This window comes from Streptomyces sp. NPDC052101, assembly GCF_040680235.1.
Taxonomy (GTDB): Bacteria; Actinomycetota; Actinomycetes; order Streptomycetales; family Streptomycetaceae; genus Streptomyces.
In genome coordinates, this window is sequence record NZ_JBFAWH010000068.1 from 1 (window position 1) to 15495 (window position 15495).

At 68.8% G+C, this 15495-nt stretch carries 15 protein-coding genes and 1 pseudogene; 9 read left to right on the forward strand and 7 right to left on the reverse strand.

All coding sequences use genetic code 11. From position 1 onward, the window contains the following. A pseudogene (locus AB0L75_RS42645) lies at positions 1-186 on the forward strand (hypothetical protein); the annotation flags it as partial. A 466-nt stretch (positions 187-652) separates the two neighbouring features. On the opposite strand, the gene AB0L75_RS42650 reads toward AB0L75_RS42645, so the two are convergent. After that, positions 653-1300 carry a TetR/AcrR family transcriptional regulator gene (locus AB0L75_RS42650; RefSeq protein WP_365191680.1) on the reverse strand — a complete coding sequence of 216 codons (648 nt, stop codon included), beginning with the start codon at positions 1298-1300 and terminating at the stop codon, positions 653-655. Between the two features lie 162 nt (positions 1301-1462). Between AB0L75_RS42650 and AB0L75_RS42655 the strand changes: the two genes are divergently transcribed. Continuing rightward, positions 1463-2914 carry an MFS transporter gene (locus AB0L75_RS42655; RefSeq protein ID WP_365191681.1) on the forward strand — a complete coding sequence of 484 codons (1452 nt, stop codon included), beginning with the start codon at positions 1463-1465 and terminating at the stop codon, positions 2912-2914. A 307-nt stretch (positions 2915-3221) separates the two neighbouring features. Here the strand turns inward: AB0L75_RS42655 and AB0L75_RS42660 are convergent, their stop codons facing one another. Further along, entirely contained in the window at positions 3222-3917 is a 696-nt protein-coding gene (locus AB0L75_RS42660) for a hypothetical protein (protein ID WP_365191682.1), read from the reverse strand. A gap of 144 nt (positions 3918-4061) precedes the next feature. Then, positions 4062-6431 carry a glycoside hydrolase domain-containing protein gene (locus AB0L75_RS42665; protein ID WP_365191683.1) on the reverse strand — a complete coding sequence of 790 codons (2370 nt, stop codon included), beginning with the start codon at positions 6429-6431 and terminating at the stop codon, positions 4062-4064. A 292-nt stretch (positions 6432-6723) separates the two neighbouring features. Here AB0L75_RS42665 and AB0L75_RS42670 point away from each other — a divergent pair, with 292 nt between their 5' ends. Next, positions 6724-7113, forward strand: a complete 390-nt coding sequence (locus AB0L75_RS42670) for a hypothetical protein (protein ID WP_365191684.1) — start codon at positions 6724-6726, stop codon at positions 7111-7113. A gap of 177 nt (positions 7114-7290) precedes the next feature. Here the strand turns inward: AB0L75_RS42670 and AB0L75_RS42675 are convergent, their stop codons facing one another. Then, positions 7291-7668 carry a fic family toxin-antitoxin system, toxin component gene (locus AB0L75_RS42675; RefSeq protein WP_365191685.1) on the reverse strand — a complete coding sequence of 126 codons (378 nt, stop codon included), beginning with the start codon at positions 7666-7668 and terminating at the stop codon, positions 7291-7293. After that, complete coding sequence (locus AB0L75_RS42680; protein ID WP_365191686.1) at positions 7665-7913, reverse strand: hypothetical protein; 249 nt, start codon at positions 7911-7913, stop codon at positions 7665-7667. Before AB0L75_RS42680 ends, AB0L75_RS42675 begins: the two co-directional genes overlap by 4 nt. A 217-nt stretch (positions 7914-8130) precedes the next feature. Here AB0L75_RS42680 and AB0L75_RS42685 point away from each other — a divergent pair, with 217 nt between their 5' ends. Next, the gene (locus AB0L75_RS42685; RefSeq protein WP_365191687.1) at positions 8131-8766 is read left to right on the forward strand and encodes a HEAT repeat domain-containing protein; all 636 of its coding nucleotides are present in this window, start codon (positions 8131-8133) and stop codon (positions 8764-8766) included. Here the strand turns inward: AB0L75_RS42685 and AB0L75_RS42690 are convergent. Then, positions 8706-9239, reverse strand: a complete 534-nt coding sequence (locus AB0L75_RS42690) for a hypothetical protein (protein ID WP_365191688.1) — start codon at positions 9237-9239, stop codon at positions 8706-8708. The genes AB0L75_RS42685 and AB0L75_RS42690 overlap by 61 nt on opposite strands. Before the next feature lie 680 nt (positions 9240-9919). Next, entirely contained in the window at positions 9920-11254 is a 1335-nt protein-coding gene (locus AB0L75_RS42695; protein WP_365191689.1) for a hypothetical protein, read from the reverse strand. Between the two features lie 252 nt (positions 11255-11506). Between AB0L75_RS42695 and AB0L75_RS42700 the strand changes: the two genes are divergently transcribed. From AB0L75_RS42700 to AB0L75_RS42720, 5 genes are all read left to right on the forward strand, one after another. Next, entirely contained in the window at positions 11507-11878 is a 372-nt protein-coding gene (locus tag AB0L75_RS42700; protein ID WP_365191690.1) for an ATP-binding protein, read from the forward strand. A 468-nt stretch (positions 11879-12346) separates the two neighbouring features. Continuing rightward, positions 12347-12640: a putative ATP-grasp-modified RiPP gene (gene tgmA, locus AB0L75_RS42705; RefSeq protein ID WP_365191691.1), complete on the forward strand. Its 294-nt coding sequence runs from the start codon at positions 12347-12349 to the stop codon at positions 12638-12640. After that, the gene (tgmB, locus tag AB0L75_RS42710) at positions 12637-13593 is read left to right on the forward strand and encodes an ATP-grasp ribosomal peptide maturase (protein ID WP_365191692.1); all 957 of its coding nucleotides are present in this window, start codon (positions 12637-12639) and stop codon (positions 13591-13593) included. Before tgmA ends, tgmB begins: the two co-directional genes overlap by 4 nt. Next, on the forward strand, positions 13590-14714 hold the full coding sequence (gene tgmC / locus AB0L75_RS42715) for an ATP-grasp peptide maturase system methyltransferase (RefSeq protein ID WP_365191693.1): 1125 nt from the start codon (positions 13590-13592) through the stop codon (positions 14712-14714). Before tgmB ends, tgmC begins: the two co-directional genes overlap by 4 nt. Before the next feature lie 25 nt (positions 14715-14739). Continuing rightward, complete coding sequence (locus tag AB0L75_RS42720; protein WP_365191694.1) at positions 14740-15054, forward strand: DUF6087 family protein; 315 nt, start codon at positions 14740-14742, stop codon at positions 15052-15054. Positions 15055-15495 lie beyond the last annotated feature (441 nt).

The window sequence follows — 15495 nt, forward strand, 5'->3', positions numbered from 1 at the left end:
GAGCAGCGCATCCTGGACCCCAACGAACTCTGGAAGCACGACTTGGCCATGACGACCGGTGACTTCACCGGAAACGGTCGTACCGACGACCTCGTGATCCGCTGGTCCGACGGCGAGACCACGATGTACAAGGACACGCTCGCCTCCCGTCTGGGCAGCGAGGAGACCCTGGTCCACGCCGACTGACCCCGGAGCAGACCCGGCACCCGATGCCCTCGGTACGACAGCGTGCCGAGGGCATCACGCGTACGGCACGCCGTATGAACCCGGGTCCTCGGCCAGGAACTCGTTGATCAACTCTGCCGGATTGGCGTGCTGCGACGCACACCTCGTAGAACCACTCGACCAGCCGCTCGTGGCGCTCGCCCGGCTCATCGTCGTCCTCGTACCACAGCCCCCGAGCCTTCGCCTCCGGCCGGTGCGACTCCGTACCGGCCGGATCACGCCCGACGATCCCCACCCCTTCAAGCCCCGTCCTGGGGAAGAACGGGTAGCTCCAGCGCGCCTCCCAGGCGTGCGGAACGTCACCGCGTAGATCCCGCTGTCCGCCGGAAACGCTCCGACGACTTCATCGGCGACCCGTTCCACATGGTCCTGAAACGCCATACGACCTCCGTCCTTACCGGTTCGTGTCAATGACGTTGACGCACCGTCAGGCAGCAGCCGGGCCCGAAGGGCGGTGAGCGCGCAGGAACAGGTCGGTGGTGGTGCGGGAGATCTCGCGGATCTCCTCGTCGGACAGCGGGTGCACCCCGCGCAGCGAGCGGACCTGTCCCTCAGCGGACAGCAGCATGATGAACTGCCGTGCCGACAACCGCGCGTCGGCCACCTCCAGCTCGCCACGCCGGGCCCGTTCGGTGAAGAACTGGGCGACCGCTTCGATGATCGCCTCTGATGCGCTCTCATCGCGCCAGGAACGCTGGAGTTCCGGGTGGTGGGCCAGCTCGGCGATCGTCAGTCTGTGCAGCGCGGAGACGTCCGGCGCGAGGGTGGCCTTCAGCAGCCGCTCCCCGGCGGCCTCCAGGCCGGTCCTGGCGTCGGCGTTGTCGTCGATCAGCGTTGTCAGGCCCTCGGGCCCCACGCCCACCGCGCGCTGTGCCTCCTCGATCACGGCGAGGAAGAGTTTCTGCTTGTTCCCGAAGTGCCCGTAGACGGTCTGCTTGCCGACCTCTGCCGTGGCGGCGATCTGGTCCACGCTGGCGCGGCTGTATCCCTCGCGCAGGAAGACCTCGGTGGCCGCATGCAGGATCGCCTGGTGTTTGGCCGGAGAGCGGCGGTCAGTGCCGGTGGGCGTGGGCATATCGGGATTCTACAAAAGGAAGACGGAACTGTTCAGTCTAGGATTGCCGGGATGGAACTAGACGGTCTAGTCTCGTCTGCGCCCGGCTTCTTCGGGGACCGACGCACCAGTGCCGGGTTCCGCTCCGTGTCCCCCGCACTGAACGTCCAAGGAGAGACACACATGACTCATGTGGCCGCACAGTCGGCGGAGAGCCCGCCCGGCCCGGCGTCGGCCGCGACGCGTTCACGCTGGAGCCTGCTTGCCGTGATCGGCATCGCCCAGCTCATGCTCCAGTTCAACTCCAACGTCATCGTCATCGCGTTGCCGTCGGCTCAGCACGCCTTATCCATGCCCGACAACATCAGGGCCTGGGTGCTCGGTATCTACTCCCTGGCCTTCGGCGGCATGCTCATGGCCGGCGGCAGGATCGTGGACCGACTGGGCCGCAAGCGGTCCATCTTGGGTGCCATGGTGGGCTTTGTCATCGCCTCCGCGGTGGGCGGTGCCGCGCCCAACTCCACTGTGCTCATCGTGGCGCTCGCCCTGCAGGGCGCCTTCGCCGCGATCCAGAACCCGGCCCAACTGGCCATCCTGAGCACGTCGTTCACGGACGCCGAGCAACGCGCCGAGGCGTTCTCCGTCTACAGCCTGATCAACATGGCGGGCGGCACTCTCGGCTTCCTCGCCAGCGGATTGATCACCAGTTACCTCGGCTGGCGGTGGTGTCTTTACGTCAGCGTCCCGCTCGGCCTCGTGGCCACGCTCGGCGCGGTCCTCTGCCTCAAGGAGGGCCCGGTCGGCGAGCGCAAGCCGTTCGACGTCCCGGGCGCCGTACTCGTCACCGCCAGCATGCTGCTGGTGGTGTACGGCCTGACCGAGGCCGGAAAGAGCGGCTGGGGCCACTCGGGACCCGTCAGCCTGCTCATCGCCGGCGCCGTAGTGCTGATCGCCTTCGTCGTGGTCCAGTTGCGGGTGAAGAACCCGCTCATGCCGGCCAGGGTGTTCTGGGACCGCAACCGCGGTGGAGCCAACCTCGTCATGCTGCTGATCAGCATGCAGATCCTGGCCATGAACCTGTTCCTGACCTACTTCGCACAGAACATCCAGCACTACTCGGCAGCCAGGACAGGACTGACCTTCCTGCCGCTGACCGCCGGCCTGATGGTGACCAACTCCCTGATGGGCAGGATCGCCCCCAAGGTCCGCCCGCGGGTACTCGTCCTGCTCGGCATGCTCGTGTACGCGCTCGCCTACGGCCTGCTGACCCAAGTGCGCTCCGGCAGCAGCTACTTCACCTCGTTCCTGCCCGCACTGGTCCTGATGGGCCTGGGCCTGGGATGCATGGTGGCCCCCCTCTACAGCGCCGCCACCAAGGGAGTCGACCCCGGCGACGCCGGAGCGGCCGGCGGCATCGTGGGCACCGCCCGGCAGATGGGCGCCGCGCTCGGGCTCGCGCTGTTCAACACCATCGCCTCGATCTCCACGCGGGCCTCCGCCGACTCCCACCCGCATGCCTCCACCGTGGCCGCGACCGTGCACGGCTACAACGTGGCCGCGGGATGGTCCGCGGCGGTCCTGATGGCCGGCGCGCTGATCGGTGCGCTGCTCATCAACGCCCCCAAGCCTGGATGAGCGAGGCCTTCCGGGCGTACCGGACGGGCCCGCCGTTCAGGCCGCCCCCATGTGAGTCCAGCCGACAGGCAGAGGGGAAGGGCCGTACCCCATGTCGCCGTCAGGCGACCGGACCACTGCCCCGAAGGCCAGACGCGGACGTCGCGCATCAGCGCTGGAACAGAGCGACGGGGCCGGTCCCGGCCCCGGCCGGCCCGGCCGGTGCCCCGCCCCTGTGCCGAGGCTCCGGTGCCCCGCCCCTGTGCCGAGGCTCCGGTGCCCCGCCCCTGTGTCGAGGCTCCGGTGCCCGGTCATCGCTTCATCGGCGTCAGCGCTGGCGGGCCGCCAAGGACTTGGCCGCCTTCATCCGGGCCGGGGCGGTGGCCTCGATGGTGCCCGCGCCCTCGCCCGGCTTGAGTTCCCAGCCCCGCAGCTTCGCCGCGACCTGGCGCAGCGCCGCGTCACCCGGCTTCACATCGATCTGGAAGTGCGACTCCTTGGCAGGCTTCAGGTCGCCGCCCCACTTCACGACACCCTCCAGGTCGGCGAGGATGTCGCGGACCACGACGAGCTCGTGCGGGAAGAAGCCGCCCTGCGCCCGGGCCGGGTAGAACAGCGGACGGATCGCGATCGCCGTGCCCGAGAGGTAGTTGCTCTCGTACCCGGCCGCCACCGTGCGCGAGGTGGTGTGCCCGGTGACCTCGCCCGCGCCGAGCGTGTCGATGTCGTAGTGGAAACGGCGCACGACGTGCGTCAGCACGGTCGCCACGTCGCCGTCGGCCGCGTCGAAGCGGACGCCGTCCGTGCCCTCGACGCGGTGCGCCGGGGCGGAGTCGAGCACCGGCCAGCCGTTGGCGCTGGTCTTCTTGCGCCACTGGGTGGTGGCGGCCGCAACAGGCGTGGCAGCGACGGCAGTTGTGGCCATCCCGCCGGAGGCGAGTACGGCCCCACCACCAACACCGAGCCCGGCGAGCAGAAAGCGCCGCCGGTCCAGCCGCATGGCCGGGGTCATGACATCACGCATGAATAAGGGTTCCTTTCAAGACTGATGGAGGCAGGTGCGTTCCGGGGCGCCCTACAAGGGCGCGGGGACGTGGCATGTGCGGCTCCGCCGCGCGGGCGCGACCAGCCCCCGGCCCGCAGCAAGACAACCGCACCCCGCGGAGCGCTACGCGCCCTTCGCGTTCGCTTCCTGCATGACCCGGTCGTGGAGCTCGTCGGCGAACGCCTGGCAGAACTCCATCAGCTGCGCCTCCGGCAGATCGAGGGGCATCGTGGCGTGGGGTGCGATCTGCGTGATGAGGTACCAGCGCCCGGCCGAGATGGTCGGGTCACTGAACATCGTGAGCATGCCCTTGGCCATCGCCGCGACGTTGTCCACGCTGCCGCCGAACCGCATCTCGAAGAAGTCCCGGAACCGGGTCAGGGCGCCCATGTCGCGCTCGCCCTTGCCGTAGTGCTCGCGCGCCACGTCGAGGAACTGCCCGCCCTGCTCCACCCGCCGGGCGATCAGATAGCCGTCCGCGTCCTCGATGAGGTCGTCCAGCGGGAACGTGGACTGCACGCCGATCTTCGCGAACTTCGCGTGGACGTAGGCCCCGCCGGACGGGTAGCTCTTGATGTCGCGCTGCCACTCGCCGTAGAGCGTCATGAGGTCGCCGCCCCAGCCTGCGACGTCACCCGCGCCGACCGTGCGGATGTTGCTGTTCGACTGGGGCTTGACGTAGTGGCCGTTGGCTGTGGCCAGCAGGTGCTCGGCGCCCAGCGTGACCCCGGTGACCGGGTCCTTGAACGCGTCGAAGACATTGGCGCCGTGGCTGTCGGCGAACTTGATGAAGGCATCGTTGGGATAGCCAATCAGCGCCGCCCACTGGGCACCGCCGTACCCCTTGTGCCGGGCGTACTCCATGGTGAGCCGGTTCGGGTCACCGGCCTCGGTGTTCGTGTACTGCATCGCCAGCGGGAAGACGACCTCCAGGTACTTGATGAAGTCGTCGGCCGGGTTCACGGTCTTGCGGACCGAGTTCTGCCCCTCGTCGCTGCCCTGGCGGTGCGCGTCGTTGTCGAGGTCGAACGAGTCACCGCCGGAGCTGAACTTGAACTCCTTGATCTGGTTGAACGCCCAGTTCGGCGGCAGCGGGAAGCCGAGGTTGCCGGAGAAGCCCCAGGACATGCCGGAGACGAAGGAGTATGCGGCGTCCGCGTGCTGGCTGACCTGCGTACAGACGTTGCGCGAGCCGTAGACGCCGTGGACGTAGAGGGCGCCCTTGTTGGCGAGGCCCGCCTTGATCCCCTGGAAGTAGGGCACGATGTTGGAGGTGATCTCCTCCGTGGTCGCGTCGTAGTCGACCGCGAAGTAGATGGTCGTACCCCGGTTGAAGCCGTAACTCTCCGCGCGCTCATGGGCGTTCAGCGCGTGGCTGAAGCCCTGCTCGTACGTGAAGTCGACCAGGCGCCGGGCGTTGTCCTGGTAGATCGGGAAGACGCGCAGACCGGCGGCGAAGATGTCGTCGAGCTCGCCGTCCTTGATGTTCTTGTCGAGCGTGCTGCCCGGCGGGTCGAACAGGTAGCGGCCGACATAGCGGTAGCCCGCCTTGTACAGGGCGTCGCCGCGCGAGCGGGTGATCCGGAAGCGGGTGTCGCACCCCAAGGTGGAGCGCTCCGGGTCACCGGTGGAGACCAGCAGCTGCGCCCAGGTGCGGTAGTCGCCCCGGCCGTCCTGGCTGTCCAGCTCCGAGAACGCCTGGAAGATCTTGACGAACTCCGTGAGCTTGGAGTCGAAGGTGCTCCGGAACGTGGTGGCGACGTTGGAGGTGCCCTTGATGACCGGCGAGTTGAAGACACATGCCGCGGAGAAGAGCTGGACGAAGATGCCCGAGTCGCCCTCCTGCATGACGTGCTGCTTCAGACCCGCCTGGGTGCCCGGGCCGAACGATCCGGTCGCCTGGTCGTCGGGTATGCCGATCTCGTACTGGATCGCCTTCATCAGGGACTTCTGCACATCGCGGGAGTACACACCGTCGGCGGGCCCGATGAAGAACGACGACTTGCCGAAGTAGCGGCCGTTGAGCCAGCGCTGGACCTCGCGGACCTTGTCGGTGCCGCCCTCGACCGAGACGTAGGCGTCCATGGTCAGGAGCGCCTTGAAGATCTTGGGCTGGACCAGCAGGTCCGAGTTCTCGATGCCCGCGTCGACCTTGAGCTTGCCGACCGACTTGGCGGTGGCCAGGTCGTAGTTGCCGTTGCCGTCGCCGCCCCAGTAGCCCTTGCAGAACAGGGCGTGCTGGACGATCCGCTTGATGTTGGCGTTCGGCTCGTTGGCGCCGATGTCGCCCCGCGCGGCCAGCTTGGCGAGCGTGCCCGGGCCGAAGCCGGCCACGAGCGGGGTGATGCCCAGCTCGGCCTGGAGCGCCATGGTCAGCGAGAACATCGTCGACCAGCCGGTGCGCCCGTCCTCGGGGCACCTGACGTAACCGGGGACCGCCGCGTACGTGGCGTTGACCCACTTCTGGGCAGCAAGGACTCTGTCGTCCGCCATGTTTCTCTTCCTGATGAGCGGGGCTCGGGACTCGGGGGTGCGTGAATCCTGATGGCGGAAGACAAGCCGACTGCGGGCACCGCTTAACTGCCCGTCTCGGGCAGCGTGGTCAGAGCGGCGCCGTCGGCAGATTTCCCCGCATCACCCCGGCGTCGGTTTCCCCCGTCGACCGCCGATGGTGCGGTGATCATATCCGATGGATGCGACATCGTCGGCATGTACAAGCCATGCCCCGACCTGTCGTACTATCTCCCACTGCAAGTGATCATTTACGATCCAGGGGGAACAACTCATGGGTATGGGCAAGAAGTTCGTCATGGCCGCAGCGACGGGTGCGCTGACTGTCACCGGCCTCGCCGCCACGGGCGGGACCGCGTTCGCCGGGACCGACGGACAGCAGATCGTCATCGACGACTCGACGCGCAGGGTCGAGTCGATCAAGATCCAGGGCCTCGACCAGCACGGTGCGCCCGCCACGGCGTGCCTGACCACGCCGGGTTACGAGACCCGGATGCCCGGCTGGTGGTGGCGCGACTCGATGCACTTCAGCAAGTGGACCGACAAGACCTGCGGCAAGAGCGGCGGCAGCTGGCTCGGCTCGCAGGACGAGTGGGTTCCGGCGTGGCAGTCGCCGGACCGGGGTGACTGGTACTACATCGGCATCTTCAAGAACGACAACTAGTACTCCAGGGGACCTCGCCATTCCTGCTGGTCAGAGGCATCATTTCGCGCCTGCGGGCTGACGGTGAGTCAGGGACGGGTTGATCCGTGCGTCCGCCGTACCGTCCGGTGCCGGCAGGAACGGCGTCCCCTGCCGGGCCCGATTCCGCTGCCGGGCCCGATTCCGCCCGGGCCGCCGTCAGCCCTGCGACACCCAGCCCTTGATCTCCTCGGCGACCAGCCGTACGTCCAGTCCGTCGCGGGCGATCCGCTCGGCGAGGTCCCCGGCCTCCTTGTGGTCGACGGTCACCACGGCGCCGGACATCGTCAGGTACGAGGCCGCGCAGATGGCACCGTACAACTCGTTGGCGTACTCCAGTGCCGGCACTCGGATGAGCTGGTGCATGAGTGCGGCCGCCCGATGATGGGGCTGGGGGTACACGTACCGGTCCATCACCTTGTCGGTGTGCCGGGCCACCGCGGCCTGGAGACTGCCGAAGTCGACCACGTCCGGGTCGCCCGGCAGGTTCCGGTGCGCGACGTCCAGCAGCCACGCCCGATCGACGGCGAGGATCACGCGGCCCGCCCGTCCGTCGCGCCCTTGGTGTGCGCGGGGTGTCCGAACCGCTCGGCGAAGTGGGGCCCCCACTCCTGCGCGAAGTGCGCGGCGGCACCGAGGAACCGGTGCCGCAGGTCGTTGCCCTCGTCGGCAAGGACCTGGCGGGCGTAGTCGGGCACGTCCATGCCGGCCGCCTTCGCGCGCTCCTCGATCGTGGCGTACACGTCTTCGTCCACGCGGACGTTGATCTGCTTCTTCGCCATGAGACAAGCGTAGCCATTTGTACGGGCCGCTACGCGGGGTTGGGTAATTCTCCCCGCAGGCCTCCCAGCCGGCGGACAGGCAGGCCTGGGCAGACTTGGGGGCCAGGCACCACCCGCGATGACGCGCCGCGCGGCTTCGAGGGCACGGCCAACCGCCTGCCTCGTGGGCGCGGAAATCCCTTTGCGGGCATTCGCCGCGTGAGCCGAGACTGAGGTGATGCTCGGATTCGTCAGGACCGACAACGAAGCCCTCGTCTCGTGCTTGGGCGATCCTCAGCGCACCGTTGCGGCATACCGCGAGCTGCTGCGACGCGGAGAGAGCGCGGTGAGCGCCATCCGGGCCGGCCTGCGTGATGCGCATCCGGCCGTCCGTGAGGGCTGCTGCCGCCTTCTCGATCACCTCGTCGACACTGACTCGATGGGCGAACTCGTCGCCATGGCCGGCGATCCCGACGCCCGCGTCAGGATCGCCGCATTCCACGCACTGGCCTGTGACCGGTGCAAGGGCGACACCTGCGCGCCGGGCCCGGACCGGGTCCTCGAACCCGCGCTGCGGCACCTGGTCTCAGACCCCGACCCGCACGTCCGCGCGATGGCCGCCGAACTCGTCGGCAAGTTCGCCCACTCCGACACACGCGCCGCCGCTGCCCTGAAGGCGTCCCAGGCCAACGACCCGAGCCCCGCGGTGCGCAAGAAGGCGGGTTGGTTCACACCCGGCGGGACCATCTATGAGCGGACCCTTCCGCCCGCGACCAGACAAGCCAGACAACGGGACAGCCCTGGAGATCGCCATCAAGGGCCATCGCCGACGACCTTCGTCAGTTCGTCGGCCGACTCCGGGGTGAGACGGTAGAACCCCTGGAGGCTGACCGAGCGTTCGAGGCGGCCCTCCACCACGTACTTCAGCCCACGCGTCCGACCGCGGCGGTTGCGCCAGGTGAGCCCCGCCAGCACGTCCCCGGGTATCGGCACGTCGAAGCGTACGGGCGTCGCGTCCACGTGCACCGCCGCGGCGCCGCAGCCGCCCGCACCGAGCATCGACCAGTCCTCGTGCCCCGGAAAGGCCGGATCCTGCCACGTAGCGGGTGCGGTGCCGCAGCATTCACGGCGCTCCATGTCGACCACCCGCATCCGGCTCACCACGAAAACAGCGCACCGGTTGACGTGCAACGCGTACACCTCATCCCCAGCACGGGCCCCCGACCAGGCAGGCAGAGACGAATGGACGCCGCTGAAGGCGACTGGCGGGCGCTCACCGGTGCGCCCCGCCTTGCGCAGGGCACGGCAGGTGTCATGGGTCCACAGGATGGTGAAGGCATCAGGCATGCCCTGATGTTACGAACGAGGGTTCCCGGCAGGGCGAAGGTGCTGTTGGTCAATTCAGGACTTGCGTGACGTCGTTGTTCAGCCCGGGTGCGTCTCTTCGCGGTCGCGGGCACCTACATCTGCACGACGACAGAAGAGCCGACCATGAGCAGCTTCCTGAACCGTGCCGCTGAACAAGACAGCTGGATCTGAAAACGCGTCGGTACTTACGTCTGGCTGTCGCGTGCGTGTGCCAGTCGTCCCGTCTGTCATGGGGTGGGCCAGGTGCCCAGTGCCCGGGCCAGCCGTTCGCTTTGCTCGCGAGTGATGCCCATGGCGAGGCGGACTCCGCACCGCGGACTGCCGGGCTCGTCGCAGTGCAGGATGCCCGGAAAGTGCTCCCGGCTTCCGGAGAGCGGGGAGACAGAGGTCAGCGACCATCCTGCCGGCTCCCACAAGGGATGATCGTCGGACGGGACCGGATGGGTGGTGGAAGTGGTCTTCGCACAGCGGACGGGTAGCGGCGACGACGAGGCCGACGACCCGTGTACACCGTGTGCGCGGCCTGCGCCGCCGACGACGGCTGACCCGCACGGATCCGCCCTGGAACCCGCAGCCTGCGATGCCAGGACTGCGGGCTTGGAATCCCCAACGGCGTCCCGAGGGGCGCGGGCCGTCGCGGGCCGGTGTCCGGTGTCCGGTCAGGCAGCCTTGAGGCGGGCGACGTCCCGGGCTCGCGCGTCCAGGGATCGCACGACTGGCAGGAACGCGTACGGGCGGATGGATGTCCGCAGGGTGGCGAAGTGCTCGTCACCCCGTGCTGACGAAATGCCGGTGTAGTCGTCCAGGAAGCGATCCCATTCCAGGCAGGCTTCCTCCACATGCCGCGTCTCCATCAGCCGACCGGCGAGTAGTCCGGTGGCGTGCACGCGGCCTTGCCTTTCGCCGGCGGGGCGTACGCGGTTGGACCGGCGAAGGGCCTTCACTGATCCTGGGCGGTCGCCGAGTTCCCACAGCACGTGGGACACGTGGAACTCGTACGCGGCGCGGTCGTAGCCGCCGATGTGGTCGTTGCGGCCGTCGGCCTGCGACAACGCCTCTTCGGTTTCCTTCAGCCAGGCGAACGCCTGGCGCCGGTCGCCGACCATGGCCGCTCCGTGGGCCTGCTGCCCGCGCAGGAACGCCACCAGGCGCGGCCCGGACGCCGGGGCCGCTTCCGCGGCCGAGTCGGCGAGTTCGAGGGCCTTCGGGCCGTATCCCAGGTTCGAGGCCTGCAACGCCATGCCGCGCAGGGTGCGGCAGTAGGTCACGTGGTCCTCTGCTGCACCGGCGAGCTTCAGCGCCTTGACGTAGTAGCGCTGGCCGACGCCGTGTTCCCGCTCGTACATGGCCATCCAGCCCGTGAGGTACGTGAGATCGGACGCGGCGGCCCGCATCGCACGCTTCACCTCGTCCGTGCCGTCCGCCCGCAGGTACGGGCCGACCGTGTTGACGAGGAACGCCGCCGCCATGGGGCGGGCATGGCCGCCTCCGAGGTCGTCAAGGATGTCCGCGATCCGCTCCGTCATCCGCTCAACGGTGTCCACGTCGGACCGGCCGATACGGACCGTGCGACCGGCTGCCACGTGGTCGATCCGGCCTGCGACGTCCCCGTACCGGGGGATGGCCAGTGCCGCCGAGTACAGGCCCGCGCCGAGCACAGCGCGCCGGGATGGATCCATGTCCGCCCTTCCAAGATCGACGATCCCCGACACGACGTTGGGAGACTCGGCGGCGTCGCTGTCCCAGCCGAGTTCGGCCGACGTTACGGGGCGCGCGAGGAGGCGCGAGAGCGCTTCGGTGACAGCCGGACGGGCCTCCTCCTTCGGCTGGTGACCTTTCAGCCACTGAGAGACGGCCGTCTTGGTGTAGGTCAGGCTGAGACCGAGTTCGGCGCCAGCGGCGTTGACCCGGCGTGCCAGCTGGTCGTTCTGGATGTTCCCCTCTCGCATCAGCGCCGCTAGGGCGTCGTTCGGCATGAGTGGCTGTCGTCCCATCGAAACCCCCCAGCGTGTGCAACCGGTGCAACTCACCATCCACTGTGCCCGCTTACCCATGGTCGCGCACAGGTGTTGAGTGATTACCGGCCGTTCGGTGATCACCTCCTCGGGCGGCATTGACGGTGGTGTTGGTCCCTCCCTCCCTCGAGCGGGACCAACACCGCATCCCCCAGCCCCGACCGAGGCGTGACGATGACCATGACGAGTGCGGAACCCAGACCGACAGGTCACCCCGGATACAGCGTGACCATGACGGCCGAGCCGCAGACTGTAGGCGAAGGACGCAGACTCGCACGCCTGAGCTGCACTGCGTGGGGGTTCGACCAGGAGACCGCCGAGACTGCCGCACTCCTGATGTCCGAACTCGTCACCAACGCTGTCCGCCACGGCCGCTCGCGCTCCATCCGCGTAATCACCAGCCGTCCCACCCCCGACCGGGTCAGGGTCGCCGTCGTAGACAAACTCCGCCGTATCCCCGAGATGAGTACGCCCGGCCTGGAGGACATCGGTAGCCGGGGCCTGGTCCTCGTTGACGGGCTCTCCGACCGTTGGGGAACTGATCTGCTGCCCTGGGGGAAACGCGTCTGGGCCGAACTCGTGATCAAGGACGCTGCCCAGTGACCGGCCGCCAAAGGACGGAGCCTGACGGCCGCACCGCCGGTGCAACCTTCCCGGGAGCCGTCGCCAGCGGACTCGGCCCGGTCGCGTCGATCGTCCAGACAGACTCACGCGCCGGCCTGCACGCCCGATCGGGCACTCCAGCCTGGACGCCGACTCCATCGAGCCCGCTGCCCTCGCGTTGGCCGATCACGCCATCGGTCACACCTGCCGATGTGGTTCCCGGGCCGCTCCCGGATCTGCCCCGCTGCGGGTTGCATTCCCCTCCGTCGGGCTGTTTCCCCACGGCCCGCAGCCCCGCAGCGTGGCGCACCACCACCCGACCGGCATCCGTGAGCCGGTCGGGACGGGTCCGGGACCGCTGCGCCGCCGTCCCGGACCCGCAAGCCCCCTGCCGGGGCCGTCTCGCTCATCACACCCCGGCCCCGGCAGGGTCCAGCAAGAGCCGTGCAGCCGACCAAGGGAGGAACGTTGTTCGCTCACTCCGATCGTGTCCCGACCGGCACCCCGCTGCCGTCCGGAGCCCGCACCCCAGCCCCGTGGGGCCTGCGCCGCATGGCCCCCTACCCGGCGGTCGCCCCGGGCTACGCCCACGTCGAACTGGACCCGGTCACCCAGACCGGCCGCTACTTCGACGCCGCCGGACAGCCGGTCATGATGCCGGGGCACGGCACCAGCACCGGCACGAACCCGCCCACCGGTACGAGCCCTGACGGCAACGGCACCACTCAGGACACCGACACCGGAAACGACAACGACCAGTGACGCATCCGGGTCCGGTTCTGGTCGTCACCAACCTGGACGACCCCACAACCGACCTGGTGATTGACGAGCTGCACGGCCGGGGCATCCCGGTCGTGCGGTTCGACTCCGGGGACTTCCTCGCCACCTTGTCTGTTGCGGCCACCATCACCAGCGACGGCATCCAAGGCATCCTGACCACGCCGTCGCGTGCCGCTGACCTCGCGAACGTACGGTCGCTGTTCTACCGCCGCCCGTCCGGCTTCGCCTTCCCTCACCTTGATCAGCAGACGGCCCGCTTCGCCGTCGCCCAGGCCCGCTACGGCCTCGGCGGCATCATTGCTTCCCTGCCGGACTGCCTGTACGTGAACCACCCGCACCGCATCGGCGACGCCGAGTTCAAACCGTCCGGTCTCGCAGCCGCGGCGGCGGCCGGGTTCCAGCTCCCGCCGACCCTGATCACCTCCAGCCCCGACGCGGTCCGCTCGTTCGTCAAGCGGCACAGGCCGGTGATCTACAAGCCGTTGGCAGCCCCGCTCTACCAGGACGACGAGGGCGTCTCCTGCACGGTGAAGGTGGACGAGGCCACTGCCGACGACATCGACGACGCGGTAGCCGGCACCGCCCACCTGTTCCAGCAGCGCGTAGACAAGGCGGCTGACGCGAGGGTCACGGTGATCGGCGACCACGTGTTCACTGTCCGGATCGACTCGGACCTGTTGGACTGGCGCACCGACCACACCCGGCTCACCTACACCCCCGTCACGCCCCCGGACGGCCTGACCGCCGCCCTGTACCGGTATCTCGGCTCCTTCGGGCTGGTCTTCGGCGCTTTCGACTTCGCCATCGACCGCGAGGGGACATGGTGGTTTCTGGAGTGCAACCCGTCTGGACAGTGGGCGTGGCTGGAGCCCGAGACCGGCTTGCCCATGATCGCGGCCATGGCTGATCTGCTGGAGAGGAAGAACACCACGTGACCGACGACGACAAGGCCCTACGCCTGGCGCTCGCCGACCGGCTGGCCGCCGGCGGACAACTCCGCACCGCACCATGGCGAGCCGCCGTCGAAGAGGTACCCCGACACGAGTTCCTGAGCGGGGGTTTCTTCGAGCCCGTACCCGGCTCCGCACCGACCGCATGGCGGTCGGTCATGCCCGACGATCCCCGATGGCTGGCGCGCTGCTACGACGACGACTCCCTAGTCACCCAGATCGCCGACACCATCGCCCCCCGCGACATCCGCGGCGAGATCCTGCGCGCCCCCACCGCGTCCCGTACCCTGCCGTCCCTGGTGGTGCGCATGCTGGAAGAGCTGCAAGTGGAGGGCGGGCACAGGGTGCTGGAGATCGGATCGGGCTACTCCACCGGGCTCCTGTGCCACCGGCTCGGCGACGACCTCGTGACGTCCGTGGAAGTGGACGCCGACGTTGCTGGCGCGGCCCGGGTAGCCCTCGGGAACTGCGAATACTACCCGCATGTGATCGTGGGTGACGGTCTCGCTGGTGACCCTGATGGCGCACCGTATGACCGACTGGTCGCCACATGCGGCGTGGTCGACCTGCCGTACGTCTGGGTGGAGCAGATCCGGCCCGGCGGGATCATCCTTGCCGCCCTGTCCGGCTGGCTCTACGCCTCCGAACTCGCCCGCCTCACCGTGGGCGAGGACGGCACCGCACGCGGTCGGTTCCTCGGCGGCCAGGTGTCCTTCATGCTCGCCCGCCCCCAACTCCCGCCGCCCCTGGGCACTCTCCCGGACCTGAACGCCGGACACGAGCGCCCCGCCGTCCTCGCGCCCGACGTGCTGAACGACTGGAACACGCGCCTCGTCGCCCAGCTCGCCGCCCCCCAGGCCCAGCGCGTCACCCTCACGTGGGATGGCCGGGAGACGCATGTACTCCTGGACGTCGCAGAGGAGTCATGGGCCGCGCTTACGCAGGACGACGACACCTGGACCGTGCGCCAGGGCGGACCCGAACGCCTCTGGGACGCGGTTGAGGATGAGGTGACGCGGTGGCGCACCGACGGCGCCCCGTCGCTGGAACGCTTCGAGGTCATCGTCACGCCCGAGGGGCAAGCCGTCACATGGACCAAGGTCTGAGCCCGAGAACGAGGGAGGGTGAGCGATGGGTGAGCTGGGAGACGAGCCCCTGAGCGAATGGGCGGCCCGCCGCGCCGTACGCCTGCGGCCGGTTGGTGAACGCCGCGCCGTCACCCTCAGCACCGGCCCACAGCGCGCTGCCCACCTGGACCGGGATACGCCCCGGCTGATCATGGAGTGGGACGGCTACCAGTGGGTGGCGGTGACCACCGTGGACAACTATGCCGCTGCGCAGCGGATGCTTCACGGCATCAGCGACGAGGCGGCACAGATCACGGTCACGGCCGGAGACGGACGGCCGCCGATGGCCCCCGGACGCGGACGTCACCGCAAGCCCTGACACGCACCCTGCGCACGACAGCGCCCCGCCGGTCCGACGACGCTGTTGGCGAATCCGGGGCCTGAACGTGACGTCGGCTTTCGCGACCCGTTGTGGTCGTGAAGGCCGACGTTGTGTTCGGGGAGGGTGTCGGTGTCGTTGCACGTGGGGAAGGCCGACGGGTTCCTGAGGAGACGGCCCGGGTGGTACGGGCAGCGTTTCCGAAGGGCAGTCTGGTGATGCGGATCCGTGACGAGCCGGGTGAGCTGTTCCAGGACGCGGACTTCGCGGGGCTGTCCTCGAACAGGGGAAGCCGGGGTGGTCGCCGGGCAGGCTGGTTCCTTGAAGGCGTCACGGCGCAGGGCTTACTACTGCTGGATTCCGCTTTCGGTGGGTATAGCTGCTGGTAGCGGGGCGGTTGCGGGTACTCGGGGGCGGGTGCTGGGTCATGGTGCTGAGGGC

Excerpts from the sequence above, each read along its gene's own strand:
- AB0L75_RS42685 (WP_365191687.1), top strand. The coding sequence starts at position 8,131 with ATGCTCGGATTCGTCAGGACCGACAACGAAGCCCTCGTCTCGTGCTTG.
- AB0L75_RS42655 (WP_365191681.1), top strand. The coding sequence starts at position 1,463 with ATGACTCATGTGGCCGCACAGTCGGCGGAGAGCCCGCCCGGCCCGGCG.
- AB0L75_RS42660 (WP_365191682.1), bottom strand. The coding sequence starts at position 3,917 with ATGCGTGATGTCATGACCCCGGCCATGCGGCTGGACCGGCGGCGCTTT.
- AB0L75_RS42700 (WP_365191690.1), top strand. The coding sequence starts at position 11,507 with ATGACGGCCGAGCCGCAGACTGTAGGCGAAGGACGCAGACTCGCACGC.
- AB0L75_RS42695 (WP_365191689.1), bottom strand. The coding sequence starts at position 11,254 with ATGGGACGACAGCCACTCATGCCGAACGACGCCCTAGCGGCGCTGATG.
- AB0L75_RS42680 (WP_365191686.1), bottom strand. The coding sequence starts at position 7,913 with ATGGCGAAGAAGCAGATCAACGTCCGCGTGGACGAAGACGTGTACGCC.
- AB0L75_RS42650 (WP_365191680.1), bottom strand. The coding sequence starts at position 1,300 with ATGCCCACGCCCACCGGCACTGACCGCCGCTCTCCGGCCAAACACCAG.
- AB0L75_RS42670 (WP_365191684.1), top strand. The coding sequence starts at position 6,724 with ATGGGTATGGGCAAGAAGTTCGTCATGGCCGCAGCGACGGGTGCGCTG.
- AB0L75_RS42665 (WP_365191683.1), bottom strand. The coding sequence starts at position 6,431 with ATGGCGGACGACAGAGTCCTTGCTGCCCAGAAGTGGGTCAACGCCACG.
- AB0L75_RS42720 (WP_365191694.1), top strand. The coding sequence starts at position 14,740 with ATGGGTGAGCTGGGAGACGAGCCCCTGAGCGAATGGGCGGCCCGCCGC.
- AB0L75_RS42690 (WP_365191688.1), bottom strand. The coding sequence starts at position 9,239 with ATGCCTGATGCCTTCACCATCCTGTGGACCCATGACACCTGCCGTGCC.